At 54.2% G+C, this 20,882-nt stretch carries 27 protein-coding genes; all 27 read left to right on the top strand.

Features of this window, described 5'->3' with window-relative positions:
• The first annotated feature begins 8 nt into the window (after positions 1–8).
• Positions 9–251, top strand: a complete 243-nt coding sequence (locus NFS31_RS02745) for a peptidylprolyl isomerase (protein WP_251491338.1) — start codon at positions 9–11, stop codon at positions 249–251.
• Positions 252–258: 7 nt separating this feature from the next.
• A complete protein-coding gene (locus NFS31_RS02740) occupies positions 259–1,755 on the top strand; it encodes a phage portal protein (RefSeq protein WP_160306213.1) in 1,497 nt (498 codons plus the stop codon).
• The gene (locus NFS31_RS02735; RefSeq protein ID WP_331482438.1) at positions 1,700–2,320 is read left to right on the top strand and encodes an HK97 family phage prohead protease; all 621 of its coding nucleotides are present in this window, start codon (positions 1,700–1,702) and stop codon (positions 2,318–2,320) included. Before NFS31_RS02740 ends, NFS31_RS02735 begins: the two co-directional genes overlap by 56 nt.
• 1 nt (position 2,321) lies before the next feature.
• Entirely contained in the window at positions 2,322–3,884 is a 1,563-nt protein-coding gene (locus NFS31_RS02730) for a phage major capsid protein (protein ID WP_251491336.1), read from the top strand.
• Positions 3,885–3,897: 13 nt separating this feature from the next.
• Positions 3,898–4,275 carry a DUF2190 family protein gene (locus NFS31_RS02725; protein ID WP_251491334.1) on the top strand — a complete coding sequence of 126 codons (378 nt, stop codon included), beginning with the start codon at positions 3,898–3,900 and terminating at the stop codon, positions 4,273–4,275.
• Between the two features lie 33 nt (positions 4,276–4,308).
• Positions 4,309–4,641: a hypothetical protein gene (locus tag NFS31_RS02720; RefSeq protein WP_251491332.1), complete on the top strand. Its 333-nt coding sequence runs from the start codon at positions 4,309–4,311 to the stop codon at positions 4,639–4,641.
• On the top strand, positions 4,638–5,225 hold the full coding sequence (locus NFS31_RS02715) for a phage tail protein (RefSeq protein WP_251491330.1): 588 nt from the start codon (positions 4,638–4,640) through the stop codon (positions 5,223–5,225). The genes NFS31_RS02720 and NFS31_RS02715 overlap by 4 nt, the downstream gene beginning before the upstream one ends.
• A complete protein-coding gene (locus NFS31_RS02710; RefSeq protein WP_251491328.1) occupies positions 5,222–5,692 on the top strand; it encodes a hypothetical protein in 471 nt (156 codons plus the stop codon). Before NFS31_RS02715 ends, NFS31_RS02710 begins: the two co-directional genes overlap by 4 nt.
• Before the next feature lie 12 nt (positions 5,693–5,704).
• Positions 5,705–5,971 carry a hypothetical protein gene (locus NFS31_RS02705; protein ID WP_251491326.1) on the top strand — a complete coding sequence of 89 codons (267 nt, stop codon included), beginning with the start codon at positions 5,705–5,707 and terminating at the stop codon, positions 5,969–5,971.
• Positions 5,964–7,418 carry a phage tail sheath family protein gene (locus NFS31_RS02700; RefSeq protein ID WP_251491324.1) on the top strand — a complete coding sequence of 485 codons (1,455 nt, stop codon included), beginning with the start codon at positions 5,964–5,966 and terminating at the stop codon, positions 7,416–7,418. The genes NFS31_RS02705 and NFS31_RS02700 overlap by 8 nt, the downstream gene beginning before the upstream one ends.
• Complete coding sequence (locus NFS31_RS02695) at positions 7,411–7,929, top strand: phage major tail tube protein (protein WP_251491322.1); 519 nt, start codon at positions 7,411–7,413, stop codon at positions 7,927–7,929. Before NFS31_RS02700 ends, NFS31_RS02695 begins: the two co-directional genes overlap by 8 nt.
• A gap of 13 nt (positions 7,930–7,942) precedes the next feature.
• Positions 7,943–8,263: a phage tail assembly protein gene (locus tag NFS31_RS02690; RefSeq protein WP_251491320.1), complete on the top strand. Its 321-nt coding sequence runs from the start codon at positions 7,943–7,945 to the stop codon at positions 8,261–8,263.
• A gap of 174 nt (positions 8,264–8,437) precedes the next feature.
• The gene (locus NFS31_RS02685; RefSeq protein ID WP_251491318.1) at positions 8,438–11,764 is read left to right on the top strand and encodes a phage tail tape measure protein; all 3,327 of its coding nucleotides are present in this window, start codon (positions 8,438–8,440) and stop codon (positions 11,762–11,764) included.
• The gene (locus tag NFS31_RS02680; protein WP_251491316.1) at positions 11,764–11,967 is read left to right on the top strand and encodes a tail protein X; all 204 of its coding nucleotides are present in this window, start codon (positions 11,764–11,766) and stop codon (positions 11,965–11,967) included. Before NFS31_RS02685 ends, NFS31_RS02680 begins: the two co-directional genes overlap by 1 nt.
• A gap of 3 nt (positions 11,968–11,970) precedes the next feature.
• Complete coding sequence (locus tag NFS31_RS02675; protein WP_251491314.1) at positions 11,971–13,200, top strand: LysM peptidoglycan-binding domain-containing protein; 1,230 nt, start codon at positions 11,971–11,973, stop codon at positions 13,198–13,200.
• 2 nt (positions 13,201–13,202) lie between these two features.
• Complete coding sequence (locus tag NFS31_RS02670; protein WP_251491311.1) at positions 13,203–13,607, top strand: hypothetical protein; 405 nt, start codon at positions 13,203–13,205, stop codon at positions 13,605–13,607.
• On the top strand, positions 13,608–14,003 hold the full coding sequence (locus NFS31_RS02665) for a phage tail protein (protein ID WP_251491309.1): 396 nt from the start codon (positions 13,608–13,610) through the stop codon (positions 14,001–14,003).
• Positions 14,004–14,048: 45 nt separating this feature from the next.
• On the top strand, positions 14,049–14,348 hold the full coding sequence (locus NFS31_RS02660) for a GPW/gp25 family protein (RefSeq protein ID WP_251491306.1): 300 nt from the start codon (positions 14,049–14,051) through the stop codon (positions 14,346–14,348).
• 1 nt (position 14,349) lies between these two features.
• Positions 14,350–15,516, top strand: a complete 1,167-nt coding sequence (locus tag NFS31_RS02655; RefSeq protein WP_251491303.1) for a baseplate J/gp47 family protein — start codon at positions 14,350–14,352, stop codon at positions 15,514–15,516.
• Entirely contained in the window at positions 15,500–16,585 is a 1,086-nt protein-coding gene (locus NFS31_RS02650; RefSeq protein WP_251491300.1) for a phage tail protein, read from the top strand. The genes NFS31_RS02655 and NFS31_RS02650 overlap by 17 nt, the downstream gene beginning before the upstream one ends.
• Positions 16,586–16,604: 19 nt before the next feature.
• Entirely contained in the window at positions 16,605–16,997 is a 393-nt protein-coding gene (locus tag NFS31_RS02645; RefSeq protein ID WP_251491297.1) for a phage tail protein, read from the top strand.
• 13 nt (positions 16,998–17,010) lie between these two features.
• The gene (locus NFS31_RS02640; RefSeq protein ID WP_251491294.1) at positions 17,011–17,436 is read left to right on the top strand and encodes a hypothetical protein; all 426 of its coding nucleotides are present in this window, start codon (positions 17,011–17,013) and stop codon (positions 17,434–17,436) included.
• Between the two features lie 4 nt (positions 17,437–17,440).
• On the top strand, positions 17,441–18,469 hold the full coding sequence (locus tag NFS31_RS02635) for a hypothetical protein (RefSeq protein WP_251491291.1): 1,029 nt from the start codon (positions 17,441–17,443) through the stop codon (positions 18,467–18,469).
• Between the two features lie 36 nt (positions 18,470–18,505).
• Positions 18,506–18,790 (top strand): hypothetical protein, encoded by a 285-nt coding sequence (locus NFS31_RS02630; protein ID WP_251491288.1) that lies wholly within the window; start codon positions 18,506–18,508, stop codon positions 18,788–18,790.
• 25 nt (positions 18,791–18,815) lie between these two features.
• Entirely contained in the window at positions 18,816–19,163 is a 348-nt protein-coding gene (locus tag NFS31_RS02625) for a hypothetical protein (RefSeq protein ID WP_251491285.1), read from the top strand.
• Positions 19,164–19,253: 90 nt separating this feature from the next.
• Positions 19,254–19,475: a hypothetical protein gene (locus NFS31_RS02620; RefSeq protein ID WP_251491282.1), complete on the top strand. Its 222-nt coding sequence runs from the start codon at positions 19,254–19,256 to the stop codon at positions 19,473–19,475.
• A gap of 64 nt (positions 19,476–19,539) precedes the next feature.
• Entirely contained in the window at positions 19,540–20,871 is a 1,332-nt protein-coding gene (locus tag NFS31_RS02615; RefSeq protein ID WP_251491279.1) for a phage tail tip lysozyme, read from the top strand.
• Positions 20,872–20,882: the final 11 nt, after the last annotated feature.

Below are 20,882 nucleotides of genomic sequence, written 5' to 3'. Positions count from 1 at the left end.
AGGAACAGATGGAAGAACAGATGGGGTTATTTGGAACGAAAAAGGAACAGCTTCTTACAGTCAACGAGGCGATTTATGCGATCCTGAAGGGCGGACAGTCTTACCGGATTGGCACGCGCCATCTGACCAGGGCGGATCTGGCTCTTTTGTACGATATGCAGAGAAAGCTGCAGTCGCAGGTAATGGCAGAGGAGGAGGGCGGCTCCAGCCTGTTTGCGGATACTGTGGTGGCGGTGTTTGATGGGAGGTAAGGGATATATGAACTGGCTGGATCGGATCATCGGATGGTTTTCCCCGGAGGCCGGTTATCGGCGCGGGGCATTCCGGGAAGCATTGCGCGGCTATGACGCGGCGTCCTATGACCGGCCGAATGTAAACTGGCGGGTGCTCAATGAGCCGGCGGAGATGACGGATCGGATGAGCCGCGATATCATCCGGGCCAGAGCCCGCGATCTGGAACGGAATTCGGACATCTTGAATTCCGTCACAGGGGCCTATAAACGGAACGTATTCGGCGCGGGATACCGTTTAAGGGCGGCCAGCGGGGATGAAGGGCTGGATCAGAAGCTGGAAAAGCTGTGGAAAATCTGGTGCAAAAAGCAGAACTGTGATGTGACAGGGCTTCAAAGCTTTGCATCCATGATGCGCATGGCGGTTCAGAGAAAAAAGATTGACGGGGGTATCCTTTTTTTGAAACGGTATACGTCCGGAGGCGTCCTTCCCTTCAAACTGCAGGCGCTGGAGGTGGATGAACTGGATCTTACCGCCCCGGCACCGAGACAGAAGGGGAATAAGGTAGTGGGAGGAATTGAGTATAATGCGTTTAACCGTCCGGTGGGTTACTTTATACGCCAGTATACCATTGACGGAACTGCCATTCCGGAGCCTGTTTATGTGGAAGCAAAGGATGTAATCTTCTTTTTTACAAAAACAAGGCCCTCGCAGCTCAGGGAGATATCGGATATGACGCCTACTATCACCCGCATCCGGGATACTAATGAATTTATGCGGGCTGTGTCAGTCAAGGAACGGATCCTGTCGTGCCTGTCCGTGTTTGTCAAAAGGGAGCTGCCGCCGGCTTCCGGGGTTCCCGGCAGGGGCGTCAGGAGCTATGGGGGCGGAGAGGATAAGAAGTATAATTATCAGGGGAAAACGCTGACGCCCGGGATGATCCAGTATTTAAATCCCGGAGACGATGTGTTTGTGGTCAATCCCAGCGGACAGGCGACGGATGCGGCGTCTTATATAAAACAGGAAATCCGCCTGATTGGATCCGGGCAGGGACTCAGCTATGAGACTGTCAGCCGGGACATGTCCGAGAGCAACTACAGCTCTGCCAGGCAGGGGATTATTGAGGATGAGATGACCTATGCGGACGACAGGGAGCTTCTGATAGAGGTTCTGGATGAGATTTATGAAAGCTTTGTCATTTCCGCTGTTCTGGCCGGGAAGGTTGAAATCAGGGATTTTTGGGAAAACCGGGAATCCTACCTTGAGCACTCCTGGATTCAGGCCCCGAAGAAATGGATTGATCCCTTAAAGGAGGCGAATGCCAGCCGGATCGCGCTGAATACCGGCCAGAAAACGTGGGCGGATCTGGCGGCGGAGAACGGAAAGGACTGGAAGGAGCAGATTGATGAGATGGCAGAGATTTTAAAGTATGGGAACAGCAGAGGGATTGATATGGGAGGTGTGATGTTTGGAACATACGGGACAGCAGAAAAAACAGGAGGAAATGGGGAGGAGCTTAAGTAGAGCCCTTCCCATTTCCTCCCTGCGGGCCGTCGAGGGAACGGAGCGGACGGTGGAGCTCTCTTTTTCTTCAGAAGAACCCTATATCCGATGGTGGGGCGTGGAGATACTGGATCATTCGGAAGGCTGCGTCGATTTGGAGCGGCTGAACCGTATCGGCTGCGTCCTGTTTAACCATAACCGTGATATGGTGATTGCCGGAATTGAGAAAGCCTGGGTAGAAGGGAACCGGGGCTATGCAAGGATCCGATTTGATGAGGACGAGGCGTCGGATACCATCTATAAAAAGGTGGCAGGAGGGACCCTAAAAGGAGTGTCAACCGGATACATGGTGGATAACTGGGAATCCGTAGCCGCTAATAAGAGCTCAGCGGACGGACGCTTTACAGGGCCTTGCGATATCGCAAAAAGGTGGATGCCGTATGAAATTTCCGTTGTATCCGTACCTGCGGATCCAACGGTAGGCGTAGGGCGCGCCTTGGAGCGCGTCCCTACAATGGCGGCGGGCAGGACGCTTGACTATTTCAGGCGGCAGTTTCAAATAAATGTGAACAGGCACAGGAGGTAATATGACCAAAGAACAGATTTTACAGCGCCAGCAGGAGCTTATCCGCGCGGCGAGAAACGAAGACAGGGATTTAACCGTTCAGGAGCAGGCCGAATTTGACAGACTGCAGCGGTCTCTGGAGGCTATGGAGGAAGAGGATAGGGCATCTGGATACGGGCAGAGAACGGCTGCCTTCCAGGAGAGCAGAGGCGCCGGGGCACAGCCGGGAGAGGACCTGGCGGGGAGGGAGCAGGCTGCAGGCGCGCCGGTCAGCCCGGAACAGGCGGCCCGGAGAGCGATTGAGGCGGAACGCCAGAGAATGGCGCAGATTACAAGTCTTTGCCGTTCCTTCCAGATTTCGCCTGATGAATATATCCAGAACGGAAGCAGCCTGGAGACGGTAAGGGCCGCTGTGTTAGAGCAGCTTCAGAGGACAGGGGCTCCTGTTAATGCCCGTGTGACGGCAGATGAAGGGGATAAATTCAGGGAGCGGGCTTCGGACGGCCTGATGATGCGCGCCGGCATTTCACTTTCATCCGTTGCGGACGGGGCGGGACAGATGCGGGGAATGAGCCTGCGGGATCTGGCCATCGAATGTCTTGCCCGCGAGGGGAAGGATACGATGTCCCTTCTCCGGATGGATATGACGGATTTGTACGCGGATCTTTGCCGCCAGTTTTATAACCCGACAGCGGCTTTTCCGGCGATTTTGGACAATACGATCCGTAAGAGCATTACCCATCAGTATAACCTGGTTCCTACGACGTTCCAGGCATGGACTACGAAAGGGAGCTTAAGCGATTTTAAGGAAACAAAGGATCATGAATATGTGATTGGCGGAGTCGGGGATTTCTTAGAGGTTCCGGAAAACGGGGAGCTGAAGGCCGATACGCCGGATACCAAGCTGCTCCCGAGCCGGAGTCTGAAAACCTATGGCCGTCAGTTCAGCATGACGCGTCAGGCGTTTATCAATGACGACATTGGTTTTCTGACAGAGATCCCGGGCCTGTATGCCACGAAGGCAAAAAAGACGATTGACAAGGCGGTGTACGGGATTCTTTATGACAATAAACCTGTGTTTGATAAAAAAAGTCTGTTCCACGCAGACCACAATAACCTGATAGCCGTCGGGGCAAAGCCTTCCCAGGCTTCGCTTCAGGAGATGATACTCCAGATGCAGAAACAAAAGGATCCGTTTGGAGACGCCATTTATGTGACGCCGCAGTATATTATCGTCCCTGTGGGATATGAGTTTGATTTGGCCGTAATCCTGCATTCTACGCAGGTTACCGGATCGAACCATAATGATATTAACCCGCTTTATAATTATCCGATCCATGTCATTCAGACGCCGGTATTAAACGCCCTGGCAAAGGGCAAAGAGGTTCCATGGTTCATGGCGGCGAACCCGGCAAGCGCGAAATCGATCCAGGTGGATTACCTGAACGGACAGGAGATGCCGACCTTCCGGCGGATGGAAGCGCCGGGCGTTCTGGGATTTACCTGGGACATTTACCTGGATTGGGGCATTGCGGTAAGAGATTTCCGGGGCATCGCGAAGAACCCGGGCGTTGTAATCGAATAGGGGGCAGAGAGGAATGAGTAAGGCAGTATACTGGCAAACAGGGGAGTCCTTAGACTATCGGAATACATCGGATCGACTGATAGAAGCGGGAACCATTATACCCATGGAAACACGGATCGGGGTGGCGGCCTGCAGCATTGCCCCGGGAGAAATGGGAGCCGTGGCTGTGGAAGGCGTCTTTGAATTCCCAAAGACGGGGACGGCAGAGATTCCGATGGGGGCGTATGTATATTTTGACGGCGCAGGCATCACAGATACCAAAGAGGCCGGGGCAGGCGCTGATACAGAGGCTTCGGGTATGGCAGAGTCAGAGGCCCCTGTTAAAGCCGGCTATGCGGCCGCAGCCGCAGCGGCGGATGCCAGGGTTATAAAGGTAAAGCTTCTGGGATGACGCAGAGGTTGTAACGGAGAGGAGGCTTTCAGGATGGGAATGAGCTTTCAGGATCTGGTTTCGCAGGATATAAAGAATGTATTTTTAAATCCGGGGGAATTTGGAACCAGGCATATGGTCAATCAAAGGCCCATGTGCATTATCATTGATGAAAATGAGCTGACAGAGCGGGAAAAAAAGCAGTTTGGACGGGGCAGGGACGGCATATATCATAAGTCCCTGCTCTTTTATGTATCAGGGAAGGACTTTGGGCCGCTTCCATCCCCGGAGCAGGTGATTCTCCTGGACGGGGCAAAGTACCTGGTGAAGGAGGCTGTCGATGAGGATGGCATTTACAGCGTCAGCCTGGAGGCGGGAAGAGCATGATTATAATGGAAATTAAGGCATCGGACCATGTGCTGCCGATGCTGGAGGGCGCGCCGAAGAAACTGAAAAACGGCCTGAAGCAGGCGGTAAATGGGATGGCCAGGGAGGTAAAACGCGATATTTACCAGGGCGTCCGGCAGCGCTACACTCTGCGCGGTTCACAATTTGCCCAAAAGGATATCCGGCTTAGGGCGGCAGCGAACGCCGGCCTGATGGCGGTTCTGACGGTTGAGGGAGAGACGCCTTCCCTGAGGAAAGGATTCAGCGCAAGAAAAAACAGCGGGAAAATGGCGGCCCGCGCCCAGGTGCTGCGCGGCGGCGGGCTCAAAGAGCTGAAAATGAAAAACGGAACCATAAAGGCGTTTGTCACAGGGGTGCAGACAGGTCATAAGGGGATATCGCATTATGATATTTTCCAGAGAGACACGGGGAGCAAAAAATATGACGGCCGCCTGCCGATCAAGACGCTGAGCGGCCCAAGCCGCGCCAAGCTGTCAGAAAAAGTCTTCCAGGAACTGAAGGAAAAGAAAGAAACGGAGCTGGAGCGCCGTATATGGGCTCTGGCGGAAAGCGTAATGGGATGACGGTTAATGATTTTTTAAGGCGCCTGATTCACGAGACAGAAGAGCTGTTAAAGGATATTTCTTTTGTAAATGATAAAGGCGAGCCAAAGAGGATCAAAGGATATGCCCAGGAGCTGCCCCTCCTCATGGCGCAGGTGGGGTGGGGAGATGAGGGGCCGGCCAAAACAGAGGAGGAGCGGTTTCCGTATTTCCTGGCGCAGATAGATGAAATCCAGTACAGCGAGGACAGGGACGGAGCCAGGGCAAGGGTATGGATTCTCCTGGCAGTGTATGACGGGCTGCAGGACATGTCCGGCTGGGAAAATATTAACAATGCGCTGCAGCGCCTGATTGAGCGGTTCCGGAGGAATCCGGTCCTGGAGGATTATTATTCCTGCGAACGGGGCATGAAGGCTGCCTACCCGGAGAAAGGGGACTGGCCTCATTTCTTTGCGGGGATTGAGATGACCTGGAATCTTCCGGAATAGAAAGGAGATGCAATGCGAAAGGCGGACTACAAAAAAACAGGACAGGAGGCGGTGGCTTATATCGGGCCTTCCTTTTACGGCATAGTGGAGAAGAATACGGTTTTTTGCTCCGGCCTGCCGCCCAGGCTTAAAAAGCTGTCAGAGGAACTCCCCTTTATACAGGAGCTTCTGGTTCCGGTGAGCGGGCTTGCCAGGGCCAGAAAGGAGCTTCAGACATTGGGGAGCGAGAAACAGATACTCTACCAGCGGGCGGTGGAGAAGGGAGGAAAGCATGTATAAGCATGGAATAGAAGTCAGCGAAAAAGGGACAGCCTATGAGCGCCCCCTGGCGACCAGGTACGGCGTGCAGGTAGTGACAGGCACAGCCCCGGTCAATCTGGTTGAAAACGGGGCTGTAAACCAGCCGGTTAAGGTATCCTCTTTTGACGAGGCGAAAGCGGCGCTGGGCTACAGCGACGACTGGGAAAGCTATACGCTGTGCCAGAGTATGAAGGCATGCTTTGAGATTTTTAAGGTTTATCCGGTCATCTTTATCAATGTCCTGGATCCGAAGAAGCATAAAAAAGATGTGGAGGCAGGGGATTATGATGTGGTAAACCATCAGGCCAGCCTGGAGCCAGGGACGCTGAAGGGAAGCGTGGCAGTCAAAGCATCCGCAGAGGCAGAGGCGGCGTCAGAGGACAAGGATTATATCCTTTCTTTTGCGGAGGACGGGAGGCTTCTTATAACCCTGCTCAGCAGCGGGAGCCTGTATGAAAGCAATACGGTGAATGTGTCCTATACGAAGCTGGATCCCAAAGCTGTCACGGAAGAGGACATCATTGGGGCGCGGAATATGGAGACATGGGAGGAAACGGGGCTTGAGGTGATCCGCCAGGTTTATCCAAGGTATGGCCTTACCCCGGCCCTTCTTCTCGCGCCTGGCTGGAGCCATAAGCCGAATGTGGGGGCTGCCCTGATGGGGAAATGCGAAGGCTTAAATGGGGTTTACCGCTGTGAATGTATTCTTGACATAGCTGCCGAAAACCGGAAATATACGGAGTGCAGGGCGTGGAAGGAGGCGGCCGGATATACGGATCCCCATGCGGCTGTCCTGTGGCCCATGGCGCTTTATGAGGGAAAAAGGATGTATTTTTCCGCGGTTTACGGCGCAATGGCCAGCTATTATACTGCTGTGAACGGGGATGTCCCGTATATCTATCCGTCGAATAAGCTTCTGGGGATTCAGGGAGCGGTCTTAGCGGACGGCGGGGAGGTCATTCTGGATCAGCCGCAGGCTGCGGAGCTGAACGGGGACGGGATTGTAACCCTTTTAAATGACGGCGGATGGAAGGCGTGGGGGAATAATACCGGCGCTTATCCGGGAACGGAGGATCCGAAGGATCGCTTTATTGGCTGCCGGAGGATGTTTTCCTTTGCGGCAAACTATTTTATCACACAGTTCAGAAGCCGTCTGGATGAGAGTATGAACCGGAACACGATCGATGATATTGTCAACAGTTTTAATATCTGGGGCAACAGCTTAAAAAGCCAGGGGCAGTGCGCAGGCCTGGGCATGGTATACCTAAGGGAGGAAAACCCTGGCGAAGATTTGGCGAATGGCCATGTAAAGCTGCGGATCTATATGGCCCCGTATACGCCGCTGGAAGCGATTGAGGCAGTCGCAGAGTTTGACATGGAGGCTCTGAGAAACGCAGTAGCCGGAGAGGAGGAGGAACGTGACTAAAATACCGCAGGCGGTCAACCGCTTTAATATGTATAAAAAGTCAGAAAAGCTGATTGGGATTACCAGCGAAGTGGAGCTTCCTTCTGTCACCCAGCTCACGGATGAGATGGAGGGCGCGGGAACCGGTGGAAAGATGGAAGTCGTTATCATCGGCCTGACTGAGAACATGGAGATGAAGATCCCATTCATGTCACTTTCAAAAGATATGTTCTCTATGGCGAATCCCAATGATTCGCCGGATCTGACACTGCGCGGCTCGATTCAGGGCATGGATCCGGCGACAGGGAAGGTGGTTTATACTTCCATGGCCATTTATGTGAGAGGGACGGTGAAGGAGCTCGTTCCCGGCAAGGCAAAAGCAGGAGCCAAGATGGAGTCCAGCATTACCCTGACTCTGAATTACTATAAGATTACCCTGGATGGGGAGACGGCCATTGAGATTGATAAACTGAACGGAGTTTATATTGTAAACGGAGAGGACGTACTGAAGGAAGTACGGGACATGTGCTGAGGAGGTTTGCAGGATGGGAGACAAAGAAAAGGAGAAAAAAGATTTTTTGCTTTACGAGCTGGAGAAGCCGATTACGTTTGAGCAGGCAGACATTTCCCAGATTGATCTGAGAAAGCTGAGGGAAATGACGCTGGAGGATCTTTCGGAGCTCTATGATACATATGCAGTGTTTGGGGAGGGTGAAGGGGTGATGCAGGAGTGTAACCTGAAATTTGTGCGTCTTCTGATGCAGAGAGCGACAGGGTATCCTCTGGAGGCCCTGAATAAAATCGGGATGCGGGATGCGGTGAGGCTGAAAGCGCGGGTATACCGTTTTTTCTATCTGTCAAAATAGGAAGCCTGTCAGACTTAAAAGATGCCAGGAAGAGCTGCATCCGTGCGGCAAGGTATAGTAATACGCCTCTGCCGGCCCTTTATTCGATGAAGCTGTCAAGGCTATGGACGCTCATCGGGGAGATTGCCGAGACGGCGCAGGAGGATGCGCGCAGGAGGAAGGAGTGCGGGCAGCATGGCAAATAAAGGGAGCTATGAAACAAAAATAAAGATTTCCGGCGAGCTGTCAAATTCCTTTGGAAATGCGGTTGCAAAGGCGGAGAGGGAGCTTAGGGGGCTTTACCAGCAGGCCAGACGGGAAAACGGGGGAATGCTGGCGGGTATTGACAATCTGAACCGATTTGCAGACGGAACCTTTGCCATGATCGCCAAGGCGGCTAAGGCATCGGCAGCCGGTACGGCGGGAATCGTTACAGCGGCTGCGGTGGTTGGGAGCGGCTACAAAGCGCAGATGAGCGCTGTACAGTCCATTGCCAATGCCTCGGCCGCCGACATGCAGAAACTGGATCAGCTCGCCCAGGAGATGGGCCGGACGACGCAGTTTTCCGCGGCAGAGGCCGGGGAGGGCCTGGAGTACATGGCAATGGCCGGATGGAAGGCGGATCAGATGGCAGAGGGCCTTCCGTCGGTTCTGAATCTCGCTGCGGCAAGCGGGGAGGATCTGGGCTCCGTATCGGATATCGTCACGGACGCGCTGACTGCATTTGGCCTGCAGGCAGAGGATACGGCCATGTTTGCAGACGTCCTGGCCCAGGCTTCCAGCAATTCTAATACCAACGTGGGGCTGATGGGGGAGACTTTCCGGTATGTGGCCCCGGTGGCTGGAGCTTTGAATTATTCCGTCCAGGATACAGCGGTGGCGATCGGCCTGATGGCCAATGCCGGGATCAAAGGAAGCCAGTCCGGCACGGCGCTCCGCTCCATGCTTACAAGGCTGGCAAAGCCCACAAAGGAAGTGAGGGCAGCCATGGACACACTGGGCCTTTCGCTTACCAGGGGAGACGGCAGCATGAAATCGCTCTATGAGGTGATGTCTGATATCCGGGGCGGATTTGCCAGGCTTTCTACCGCAGAGCAGGCCGGCGTGGCGGCGTCCCTGGCCGGACAGGAGGCCATGTCCGGGCTTCTTGCCATCGCCAACGCGGCCCCGGATGATTTTGACAAGCTTACAGACGCGATTGACCATTCAACGAGCGCGGCGAAACGGATGGCGGATATCCGGCTTGACAACCTGGCCGGGGATGTGACGCTGCTAAAAAGCGCCGCAGAAGGAGCCGGGATTGGTATTTTTGAAGCATTTGACGGTATTATGCGGGAGATTGTACAGGGCGGGACCGGGCTTCTGGGAGAATTTACAGAATCCGGTTTTTTGGAGGCCATGGCCCGTGACATGCCGTCCGTGCGGCGGGAGGCAAAGGAGTTCGGGAAAACGGTAAAAAGCGCCATGGATCCCCTTTTGTCAGCCGGGAAATGGTTTTTAAAGCATCCGGATGCGCTGTCCGGCTCCATCACCGGGATCGGCTCCGCGCTTCTGACTTTTAAGGCGGCAAAGGGAGCGGCTTCGGCAGTGAAAATCCTGGGGACTCTCTCCGGGATGGCCGGGGCGTGGCCGGTAGCGGCCGCGGGGGCCATGGCAGGCGGCATTATCGGGATCGGGACCGCCATCCAGTCGGCAAAGGAGAGCGCGGCGAGGGCCAATCTGGCAGAGCATTTCGGAGATATCACGCTCTCAATGGCAGAGCTGGATGAGACGGCGCGCCACATTGTAGGAGGCGGAAGGCTGTTCGGGGAGCTGGATACCTTCCGGGAAGCATCGGATGTAACCGATCGCTTCCGCGCTTCTATGAGCGATGCGCTTAAGGAGATCCAAAAGTCCGGGTGGAAGCTGTCTATGGGAATCGAGTTTACACAGGATGATACGGAATCGTACACTGCCCAGGTGGACAGCTTTATAAAAGACGCACAGGAATATATTTTAAGCAGCGGCTATGAGCTGAAAGTGGCTGTGGGAATTGTCATGGGGGACAGCGAAAAAGGGAAAGCGCTGGCAGAGGACAGCGAGGCGTTTTACCAGTCCCTGTATGAGGAATTAACGCCAATGCAGGAGGCCCTTTCAGAAGTGATGGCAGACATCACGGAAAACGGCCTTACGCTGGATAAACAAAAACTGGTGGACGGGTACCTGTCAGATATCTCGGATATTACCTCCATGATAACACAGGCCCAGGATGCGGCCAGGCTGCAGGTCATCCAGGATAAATACGGCGGGGCGGCCCTGACAGCGGATTCTTTTGAAAATCTTCAGCAGTCTGTTGCGGAATATACGAAAGAGGGCCTGACTGGCGCTGATGAGGCGTACCAGACAGTTCTCACAGGGTTAAATGCCAAACGGATTGCAGGGGAAAAGGGAAAGGCCGGGGGAATTACGCAGGCGGAATATGACGCCCAGGCGGCGGAGGCGTTGTCCGGCTATTACGAAAGACAGGCAGAGATTATCCAGAACGGTTATAAGGCCATGGAGGAAACGATCCTGGCCACGTACGGCGATGAGATTGAGCCGGCCCTGGCATCCTTAAACCAGGCGATCGCAGAGGGACTGCCTGAGATACTGGAGCAGGGGACAACGCCGGAGCTCTTCATGCAGTCCTTTGATAAGCTGATTATGGACGCGGCGCAGTCCACAGGTATGGGAGCCGACGCGCGGGATGCGGTCAGGATGCTGTTACAGGGAATAGCCCCTGCGCAGGAGGAGCTGGAGCAGCTAAAACGACAGTATGAGGCCATGGGTCAGGAGATTCCGGAAGCTGTAAGCGAGGCGCTGGAGAACATGCAGTATATGGAAGCGCTGACCGGCGATAAGGAAAGCATCTGGGCCCTGATTGGGAAAGAGGCGGCAAATGAAGAGGATCACGCGCTCCTTCTGGCTGCAGTCCAGCAGCAGACCGGTCAGATTCCGGAATCAGCCATCAGCGCCCTGGAAGAGCGCCATGGGGATGTGCAGGCGGCGGCGAAACGCATGCTGGACGCCATGCGGACATCCCTGGAGGGCGGTTTTTCGGCAACGGTTCCGGTTTCCCTGTCCCTTGCAGCGGTGGGAACCTATAAAGCCGGGGGCTTGCCGGCGCAGCCCGAAAAGCATGCCTTTGGCGGCCTTATGACAAAACCGACTCTTTCGTGGTTTGCTGAGAAGACGCCGGAGATGGCGATTCCCATAGAACGGACGGAGCGCAGCCTGTCCCTGTGGGAGGAAACGGGCCGGATGCTGGGGGCATATCAGGAGGATAATTATAAAACCGCATCTGAAAGGATAGCGGAGCATGGCGCGGCCGGGGAAAATGGCGGCAGCGCCGGCTCTTCATTTTCCCCGGTCTATGCGCCAAACATGAATTTTTATGGAAATACCAGCCGTGAGGATGTCGAAGCGGCAGGAATGAAAACGTATGAGCAGTTCTGCGAGTGGGCAGAGCGTTACGACTATGAGAGGAAGAGGGCTGCGTTTTGATGGCGGACACATACACAACCATACAGGGAGACACATGGGATCTCATTGCAAAAAAGGTCTGCGGTGATGAGAAGAAGCTCGATATCCTGATGCAGAATAATCCGTCCTTTCTGGAGTATCTGGTGTTCCCGGCAGGAATCCGGCTTCGCTGCCCGAAGGAGCTTTCGCAGACGGAACGCGATATGCCGTCCTGGAGGAGGTAGTCTGTGGTTACGAGAAGATACGCGGTGAATCTGATTTACAACGGAGTACAGGCCACAAGTGAAATCAGTCCGTACCTGAATTCCTTTACTTATACCGACGCGCTGGACGAGTCAGATACTGTTTCCCTGAATCTGACCGACCGGGAGGGCCGCTGGGCGGCGGGCTGGATTCCGCAGAAGGAGGACAGGCTGAGCGCAGAAATTGTGACAGAGAACTGGAACGGGGGGAAAGAACAGAAGAGAATCTCCTGCGGCGATTTTATGGTGGATGATTTCCGCTTTTCCGGGCCGCCGGATATGCTGTCGATCAGCGGGATTTCCTCCCCGCTTAACCTGGATTTTAAGGAAACCAGGAGATATAAGACCTGGGCGGAGGCGACGCTGTTCCAGATCGCGTCAGAGATTTCCGGACGCTACGGACTGGAATGCGTATTTGAAGGCGCGGATATCCCGATTTTGAAAGCGGAGCAGAGCGGGCAGGCCGACGGGGACTTTTTAAAAAAGACAGCGCAGAAATATGGATTCGGCATGAAGACGTATTCCGGAAGGATTATTCTGTTTGAGTATGCGCTGTATGAATCAAAGGCAGCGGAAAAGATTATCAGAAAATCAGATGTCAGAAAGTGGGATTACAAAAGCACAATGCTGGGGACGTATACAGGGGCAAAGGTCAGCTACACAAACCCGGGAACAAAGGAGACGGTAGAGATTCTGGTGGGAAAAGAGGGCCGCCTTTATAAGACGAATGAGAAAGCCGACAATATGGCGGATGCGGAGCGCATTGGCCAAAACGCGCTGCGCAATGCAAACCGGAAAGAGACGACATTTTCGGCCTGCATGCTTCCCGTTACAGAGCTGTACGCAGGGGAAAACGTGAATCTTTCCGGTTTTGGAAAGATGGATGGGCGATATCAGATTGGAAAGGTGCTCCATCAGGTGGGAACCGGCGATTACAGCCTGCAGATAAGCGGATGGAGGCTGCCGGAGGAGGCTGCGGATGAACCAAAAGAGGACGGGCAGGGGACAGCCGGGCAAGGGACATATGTTGTACAAAGCGGGGATACTTTGTGGGAGCTGTCAGAGCGGTTTTATGGCTCTCCGGAACTGTATGGCCGTTTGTATCAGGCAAACAGGGAAGTCATTGATCGGGAGGCAAAGAGAAGAGGAAAAGCGGATTCCAGAAACGGGTACTGGATTTTTCCGGGAACGGAGCTGGAGATACCGGAGGGATAAGTATGGAAGATATGATCAGGACAGGGTTTGTGTCAAGCGTGGACACAGCGGCCGGGACAGTGCAGGTGACGTACGCAGACCGGGATCAGATGGTAACCGGGCATTTTCCGGTGCTGTGTTTCGGGGGTGAATACCACTTGCCGGAGATTAACGATCCGGTGCTGGCCGTTCATTTAAGCAATGATCTGAGCTCCGGGTTTGTCCTGGGAACGTACTGGAACCAGGAGAACCGGCCCAGACAGCAGGAATGGTATAAGCAGGCCGGGGCCGCGGCATTTAAACTGGCCGGGGAGGCCCTGTATATAGAAGCGCCGGAGATATACTTTATATCAGGAAGCGGATCGATTTCCGCGTCAGAATTAATCGCATTAAAAGATCGGGTAGAACGGCTGGAAAGGAACGGTTAGATGAAGGTAGGCGCGTTTGGTTCCTCCCTTGTGTTCCGCGTCAGCGACAGAAAAGTGCTGACGTTTCAGAATATGAAACGGGAGATCACAGGCCAGTGGGGGAGCATGGAGAGGATAGGAAAGAAACCTCTCCCTGTTTTTCAGGGGCCGGCCCTCCAGACCATGACGCTGGAAATTGTGCTGGACGCCTCGTTGGGGGTAAAGCCGCGGGCAATGCTTAAAAAGATTGAGAAGCTTGTGGAGCGCGGAACGGCGGAGATATTGGTCATCGGAAAAAAGAGGGTCGGCGAAAATGCCTGGGTGATTAAAAAAAGTTCCGAGTCATGGGCTCGGGTTCTGCAAAGAGGCGAGCTGCTCCGCGCAAAGGTGGGCCTGACTCTGCAGGAATATATATAAAGGCGGGCGTAATTGAAAAATGTCATGTCAGCGGGGGAATGTTAGATGAATGGTGTTACAGTGGATCTGATGTCAGGCAGAGAGGACCGGGAGGAGATTTTAAGAAATTTAAATACCCTCCTGGGGATCCGGGCGGGAACGCAGCCGGTGGACCGGGAGCTTGGGATCTCCTGGGAATGCCTTGATCTGGCCCCGGAGGCGGCGGAAGCCGTTTTGATGGTCGAACTGGAACAAAAGATCAGGAAATATGAGCCCAGGGCAGAGCTTATGGAAGCAGAAATGGAGCGCCTGGACGACGGGACGCTTCAGGTACATGTCCACTGTGCCGGAAGGGAGGAGGAGTGACATGAGGGGAGAGCTGGAAAATCATCCGGACGTCAGCTTTATCGGAGGTTTGATGTTTGGGGAGCTCCTGGACGAAATGACAGGCAATTACGAAAAAAAGTACCGGGAACTGACCGGAAAGGAGATCCATCTGGCCGCCGCGTCCCCGGAAAGGCTTCTGCTGTACAGTTGCGCGCTGGTCCTTTACCAGGGGATGCAGTATATCGACAGGGCGGGAAAAAACGGGCTGTTAAAATACAGTACGGGAGAATTCCTGGATCATCTGGCAGCCCTCAAAAGAGTCTGGAGGAATCCGGAAAAGGCAGCGTCTACCATTTTGGAATTTTCCCTTTCAAAAGAGCAGGCTTTCCCGGTGTACATCCCCGCGGGGACAAGGGTAAGAGGAAACAGCCTGTTTTTTGCCACAGACAGGGAAGCAGCCATCCCGGCCGGGGAAAACGGGGCTTGTGTCCCTGCGGTATGCCTGACGCCGGGCACGGCCGGGAACGGGTTCCGGATTGGAGAGATCAGCACGCTGGTGGATCCCATCAATTATATAAAATCGGTTCGGAACACGGTGGAAACGCATGGGGGTGCGGAACAGGAATCCGACGATGAGCTCGCAGCCAGAGTTTTTCTGGCCCCATCCGGGTATTCGACAGCCGGGGCTGAGGATGCGTACCGGTATTGGGTAAAGACATGGAGCCAGGCCGTAGAGGATTGCTATATCGTCTCTGAGGCCCCGGGCGAGGTTGATATCTATGTGCTGTATAAAGACGGGGAGATTCCGGATGAAGGGCAGTTGGAAGCGTTGAAGCGCTATCTGGAGGATGGAAACCGCAAGCCCTGTACAGACAAGGTGGTGATAAAAGCCCCGGTTTTAAACGAATATGAAATAGATGCCACATACTTTATTGCCGATTCGGATCGGGAAAATGTGCCGGCAATCCGGAAACAGGTGGAGGCGGCCTGCCAGGAATATATCGGGTGGCAGCGTCAGGCGATAGGAAGAGACGTAAATCCTGCCCAGCTCATGTACCGGATGATCCATGCAGGCGCGTGCAATGCTATAATCCGAAGCCCTGCATGGCAGGAGATAACAGAGGCGGTTATTTCCAGGCCGGGAACTGTGCGGCTCGATTATGGAGGCTTACAGGATGGGGGGCTGAACGATGCGAATGCTTTATGACGGAGGCCCTTACGAACTGTTACCGGATAGCTTAAAAACGCCTGAACATGAAGCAATCGGATATGCGGTGACAGAAGCGCTTAAAAAAATGCTTGGGTTCGCGCAAACCATTTCGCTGTACGCAGATTTAAGCAGCGTTCCGGATGAAATCTTACATGTAATGGCCCTGGAGCTGAGGACACAGTATTATGATGCATCGGCGGATCGGGCGGTACGGGAGGGGCTGGTTCGCCAGACGCTGGCATGGTATCTGCACGCCGGCACGAATTCTGTCCTTACGGAATACCTGGCCACGCTGTTCGAGGGCGGAAGATTGCTGGAATGGTACGATTACGGCGGCAGGCCATATTACTTTAAGGCGCTGGTCAACTTAAAGCTGGATGATGAGATACGCCCGGGAGACGGGAAAAAAATCATCCGGCAGATCCATGCTTATAAAAACGTGCGTTCATGGCTGGAGGCATTGATTTTTTGTATTCATGCCAGTTATGCGGTTGCAGTCAGTTACGGGAATTTTGTCCGTTTAAGGGCCGAATTCTTCCCGCGCTATAACCTGGCTTATTTGAGGCTGGACGGTAGCTGGAAGCTCGATGGGACCCGGAGGCTGAACGGCTATGACAGCGCCAGCTCCCTGGACTTCTACCCGGTAAAAATCCGGATATGGATGGGGGCTTCGGAAGATGTACAGGCCGCGGGACAACTGTGTTTTGCCAGCCGGGCGGAACCGGATATAAAGACAGAAACCTCTCTCCGGATACAGGCGGAAACTCCCGCAGGGCCTGAGACAGGGGAACGGCTGAAGGTGGGCAGCGCTGTAGGGACAAACGTATCATCCGGTTCCGGGCTGCATCTTATTCAGACAGCGCGGGCGGATGCGGCGACAGGGAGCGGGGTACAGCTACAGACAGAGGCAGCGGAGAAAATGCAGGCCAAACAGCAGTTGCGGATTCGGTCAGGCGCAGGTATTTCTGTGGAAACACACAGCTATATGACGAAACTGAACCGCCTTGACGGGACATGGAAATTAGACGGCAGCCGGAAGCTGGACGGCGGCCGCTATATTTTATAAAAAAGGAAGGATAAAAAAGATGGCAGAAAACAAGGGAGTAATCACAGTAGTCGGGCGCAAAAAGATCTGCATGGCCCATTCCGGCGACGCTTCCCTCCCGGCGATTGTAAAGATGGCCTGGGGAGACGGCGGCGTGGATGAAAACGGGGTTCCGAAGCTGGCAACCGGAAACGAAATAGGGCTCTATAATGAGCTGTTAAAAAAGGACATCGAATCGCACGTATACGCAAATGAGGAGAAGACAACCTGCCGCTATACGGCCACCCTGGAGAGAGGGGAGCTGACCGGGAAGGAAATCTCGGAAATGGGGCTGTTTGACGAAGACGGGGAACTGATTGCGTACCGTTCGTTTATGCGGAAAGGGAAGGATGAAGACATCCCGCAGATCTATGACATGGATGAAATCTTTTAAGGGGGGACGGAATATGGCATTCACAATTAAAAATCCCCCGGAATTTACATTGGAGATCCCCCAATGGGACAGGGATTCGCTGGGGGACGGAATAGAAATGGCAAAAGTCCCGGAGGCATTGCTTAACAATGAGGTTTATTTAAAGGCTGTTGCAGAACGCCTGGAACATGTGACGCCGGTTATGCTCCCGACCTCCGGGTGGACGGGGACCACGGCCCCGTTTACGCAGACCGTGGCGGTTTCAGGGGCAGTGGACGGCATGGAGCCAATGGTAGTGAGCGGCCTGGCGGACGGGGCGTCTGCGGCGGCGCAGAAGGCATACATAAAAGCGTATGGTATCGTGTGCAGCGGGACAGCGGAGCTGGGGAATGGGACAGCCACGTTTAAGGTATACAAAAAGCCGGCCTCGGATATCACGGTCGGCTTAAAGGGGGTATAAGGAGATGAGCAGGATTTGGCTTCCGGGCGGGGCGGGAGGGGCGGATCTGGACGTGATAACAGCAGGGGCCGGCGATGTCCTCTCCGGGAAGGTGATTGTGGATAAGGACGGGGAGCCCCTTACCGGGACGCTGGCCCTTACCGGTACGGCGGCCGACAGCCATGTGCTTTCCGGCCAGACCTATTACAATACGGATGCAAAGACAAAGCGGACAGGGAACATGGCAAACCGGGGCGCTGTGAGCCAGGCGCTGAACGCGGGAGGCTCCTACACGATTCCCGCCGGATACCACAACGGGGCCGGGAAAGTGACGGCAAACAGCCTTGCCAGCCAGACATCAGCGAACGCGGCTGCAGGGCATATCCTGTCCGGGAAGACTGCCTGGGTGAATGGGGCAAAGGTGACAGGGAACATAGCCAGCCTGGACGGGCAGACCGTCACGCCGGGGGCCTCCGCAAAAACTGTTTCGTGCTCCGGGAAATATATGACAGGGAACGTTACCGTGAGCGCGGTGTCAAACCTGACGGCGGCCAATATCAAAAAAGGCGTTACGGTGGGAGGCGTTGTCGGGACGTATGAGGGCTACGCTTCATCCCCGCTGTACCTGTTTAGAAATGGTACATGGAGTAATTTGCAGACGACGGGGGTGACAACGACAAATGGCAGCACTAAAGCAGTAGTGTCGAACGGTACCCTGATTATCTATCCGGCTCTTTCTAATACTGAATCAGGAATGGCCAGGCTTAACCAGACGTTTAACCTGACAAATTATAAATTTATAAAAGCAAAGATTAAGACCGGGAAGACTGCCGGCCGGATAGGGATCGGCACGGCAGCAGATATTAAAGCCCTTACATCCCTGACGAAATATTCGGGAGAGTTGACTGTAGGAGTTGCCATTTTAGATGTTTCATCTGTTTCAGGAAATTATTATATATATTTGACCTCGTGTCATGATAGCAATGCTGGTAATCATGAAATAATAATAGGCGGCTCTACATCATACGAAGAGTTATTCCTCGCAAATACTTAAACCGCATACATGTTGATTATAAAGAAAGGAGGCGCTATGAACCAGACCGAAATAGAAGTTGCCCTTGCGGAGCATGGGAAAGAGATTGGCTCGCTTAAGCACCGGGTGGACGACATGGAAAGAATTGCGGATGCCGTCCACAGCCTGGCGGAACAGATGGCGGCGCAGACCGCGGAAATCCACCACCTGAGCGAAAACGTGGGGGAGGTGAAAGCGGATGTGGCGGAGCTTAAAGCAAAGCCGGCAGCGCGCTGGGAAAACCTGGTGGACGCCGCGCTCGGGGCTGTGGCCGGGGCGGCTTCGGCCCTGATTTTTAAGTAGAGTTTTAGGGAATGGAGAAAAGACAATGGATATCAATGAAATGATGAAGTACATATCGTATGCGTTAATGGCCATCGGGGTGATGGCTTTTTTCGTATCCGTGATTACGGAGGTGGTTAAGTCCTGGCCGGGCCTGGAGAAGCTCCCCACCTCCTGCGTGGTCATCGTCCTGTCCATAGCGCTTTGCCCGGCTGCCTTTATGGCGGTGATGCGCTGGCAGGGGCAGACGGTGGAATGGCACATGATGTTTGCATGTGTCATGGCCGCCTTTATTGTGGCGCTGGTGGCCATGGACGGCTGGGAGCGCGTTAAGGAAATCTGGGACAGGGCGCAGTACAGGAAAGACCGGCGGGAAAACCGGAAAAATGCCTGAACAGGCTGTATAGCAGGGTAACCCGGGGGAGCGAAGGATCCGCTCCCCTTTGTTATATAAAATTTTAACAGAGAAAAGGAGAACCAAACCATGGCAGACAATTGCAGAAAACACAAAATCAACGATGTAAACCATTACACCCACAGGACACCCGACACCGACTGCACATGCGCCGGGGAGGGCGGTTCAGAGCGCGGCCAGGGAAGAGGCCCGGCTACGGATCCGGCATTGACGGCAAAATCGCAGCCTCCGCTCCTGCACCCGCAGACACCGGAGGCAGAAGGGCCGGCGAAAGAAGGAAAAGGACAGTAGGATACTCAGATATAAAGCCCGGGTGTAAAAGCCCGGGCTTTTTCCGATCCGGAAAGGAAAAATTATGACAGAAAAACAGATGTTTGATTTGCTTGTAGCGGAAGGTTTATCCGAACACGGGGCGGCCGCCCTCCTCGGACATTTCCAGGCGGAAAGCGGGCTGAATCCCCGGAACCTGCAGAACAGTTACGAGAAAAAGCTGGGATTTACAGACGATACCTATACGGCGGCGGTGGATTCCGGAAGCTACGCAGGCTTTGTCCGGGACTGCGCGGGGTACGGGCTGGCACAGTGGACACACCGGGCGCGGAAGAAAGGGCTTTTGGAGTTTGCACAGGCGGCCGGCAAGTCTGTCGGCGATGCCGCTATGCAGCTTAAATTTGCGCTTTATGAGCTGAAGGGAGACTATAAAGATGTCTTTAATGCGCTGAAAACAGCAGTTGATATCAGGGCAGCGTCGGACATTGTTTTAACTAAGTATGAGATGCCGGCCGATCAGTCAGAGCCGGTAAAACAAAAACGCGCAGGCTATGGCCGGGAGATTTACAGGCGTTGTTCCGGAAAAATGGCTGGAGGCGGCATAACAGAAGCGCAGGCAAGGCAGAAATTAGTCTCAGTTGCCACACAATGGTATGGCCGCAAAGAGTCAGACGGCTCGCACCGGGAGATTATAGACATCTACAATGGACATGCTCCCCTCGCCAGGGGATACAGGGTAAAGTACACAGACGCCTGGTGTGCAACTTTTGGATCAGCTGCGGCCATCGCTGCCGGATATACGGATATTATCCCTGTGGAGTGCGGATGCGGGCAGATGATCGAATTGTTCCGTAAGATGGGCCGGTGGGTGGAGGATGACGCTTATATTCCATCGCCGGGGGATTATGTCTTTTATGACTGGGACGACAGCGGCGCGGGGGACTGCGCGGGCTGGCCGGATCATGTTGGCATCGTGGTAACGGTATCAGGGGGTAAAGCCAAGGTAATTGAGGGCAATAAAAACGATGCTGTTGAGTACAGGGAGATAGATGTAAACGGACGGTATATCAGGGGCTACGGCATCCCTGACTATGCATCCAAAGCAACGGCCCCGGAAGCCCCAGGACCTGCAGAAACAGGATGGGAAAAGGATGCACAGGGGAAATACAGGTATAAAGAGGATAACGGCCTGTGGGCAGCAAATAAATGGTTGCTCATCAATCATCACTGGTATCTGTTTGGAAAAGACGGGTACATGCTTACTGGCTGGCAGCGCTGGGACGGCAGCCACGTATTGGGGCCGGACGATCCGGGGGAATGGTATTTCCTGGACAATACGCCGGGCGGGCCGCTGGAGGGCGCGTGCTGGCACAGTACGGATTATGGGGCCCTGCGTGTATGGGATGTGAAGGAATAGTAAAAAAGGGC

Source organism: Otoolea muris (assembly GCF_943193115.1).
GTDB classification, from domain to species: domain Bacteria; phylum Bacillota; class Clostridia; order Lachnospirales; family Lachnospiraceae; genus Otoolea; species Otoolea muris.
This window is presented reverse-complemented; position numbering and strand designations above follow the sequence as displayed.

Bases quoted from the DNA above. Each gene is read 5' to 3' on its own strand.
- NFS31_RS02665 (WP_251491309.1), top strand. From the start codon at position 13,608: ATGAAGGTAGGCGCGTTTGGTTCCTCCCTTGTGTTCCGCGTCAGCGAC.
- NFS31_RS02740 (WP_160306213.1), top strand. From the start codon at position 259: ATGAACTGGCTGGATCGGATCATCGGATGGTTTTCCCCGGAGGCCGGT.
- NFS31_RS02745 (WP_251491338.1), top strand. From the start codon at position 9: ATGGAAGAACAGATGGGGTTATTTGGAACGAAAAAGGAACAGCTTCTT.
- NFS31_RS02685 (WP_251491318.1), top strand. From the start codon at position 8,438: ATGGCAAATAAAGGGAGCTATGAAACAAAAATAAAGATTTCCGGCGAG.
- NFS31_RS02725 (WP_251491334.1), top strand. From the start codon at position 3,898: ATGAGTAAGGCAGTATACTGGCAAACAGGGGAGTCCTTAGACTATCGG.
- NFS31_RS02660 (WP_251491306.1), top strand. From the start codon at position 14,049: ATGAATGGTGTTACAGTGGATCTGATGTCAGGCAGAGAGGACCGGGAG.
- NFS31_RS02705 (WP_251491326.1), top strand. From the start codon at position 5,705: ATGCGAAAGGCGGACTACAAAAAAACAGGACAGGAGGCGGTGGCTTAT.
- NFS31_RS02630 (WP_251491288.1), top strand. From the start codon at position 18,506: ATGAACCAGACCGAAATAGAAGTTGCCCTTGCGGAGCATGGGAAAGAG.
- NFS31_RS02620 (WP_251491282.1), top strand. From the start codon at position 19,254: ATGGCAGACAATTGCAGAAAACACAAAATCAACGATGTAAACCATTAC.
- NFS31_RS02640 (WP_251491294.1), top strand. From the start codon at position 17,011: ATGGCATTCACAATTAAAAATCCCCCGGAATTTACATTGGAGATCCCC.
- NFS31_RS02730 (WP_251491336.1), top strand. From the start codon at position 2,322: ATGACCAAAGAACAGATTTTACAGCGCCAGCAGGAGCTTATCCGCGCG.
- NFS31_RS02625 (WP_251491285.1), top strand. From the start codon at position 18,816: ATGGATATCAATGAAATGATGAAGTACATATCGTATGCGTTAATGGCC.
- NFS31_RS02655 (WP_251491303.1), top strand. From the start codon at position 14,350: ATGAGGGGAGAGCTGGAAAATCATCCGGACGTCAGCTTTATCGGAGGT.
- NFS31_RS02670 (WP_251491311.1), top strand. From the start codon at position 13,203: ATGGAAGATATGATCAGGACAGGGTTTGTGTCAAGCGTGGACACAGCG.
- NFS31_RS02645 (WP_251491297.1), top strand. From the start codon at position 16,605: ATGGCAGAAAACAAGGGAGTAATCACAGTAGTCGGGCGCAAAAAGATC.
- NFS31_RS02700 (WP_251491324.1), top strand. From the start codon at position 5,964: ATGTATAAGCATGGAATAGAAGTCAGCGAAAAAGGGACAGCCTATGAG.
- NFS31_RS02690 (WP_251491320.1), top strand. From the start codon at position 7,943: ATGGGAGACAAAGAAAAGGAGAAAAAAGATTTTTTGCTTTACGAGCTG.
- NFS31_RS02720 (WP_251491332.1), top strand. From the start codon at position 4,309: ATGGGAATGAGCTTTCAGGATCTGGTTTCGCAGGATATAAAGAATGTA.
- NFS31_RS02635 (WP_251491291.1), top strand. From the start codon at position 17,441: ATGAGCAGGATTTGGCTTCCGGGCGGGGCGGGAGGGGCGGATCTGGAC.
- NFS31_RS02615 (WP_251491279.1), top strand. From the start codon at position 19,540: ATGACAGAAAAACAGATGTTTGATTTGCTTGTAGCGGAAGGTTTATCC.
- NFS31_RS02715 (WP_251491330.1), top strand. From the start codon at position 4,638: ATGATTATAATGGAAATTAAGGCATCGGACCATGTGCTGCCGATGCTG.
- NFS31_RS02650 (WP_251491300.1), top strand. From the start codon at position 15,500: ATGCGAATGCTTTATGACGGAGGCCCTTACGAACTGTTACCGGATAGC.
- NFS31_RS02680 (WP_251491316.1), top strand. From the start codon at position 11,764: ATGGCGGACACATACACAACCATACAGGGAGACACATGGGATCTCATT.
- NFS31_RS02710 (WP_251491328.1), top strand. From the start codon at position 5,222: ATGACGGTTAATGATTTTTTAAGGCGCCTGATTCACGAGACAGAAGAG.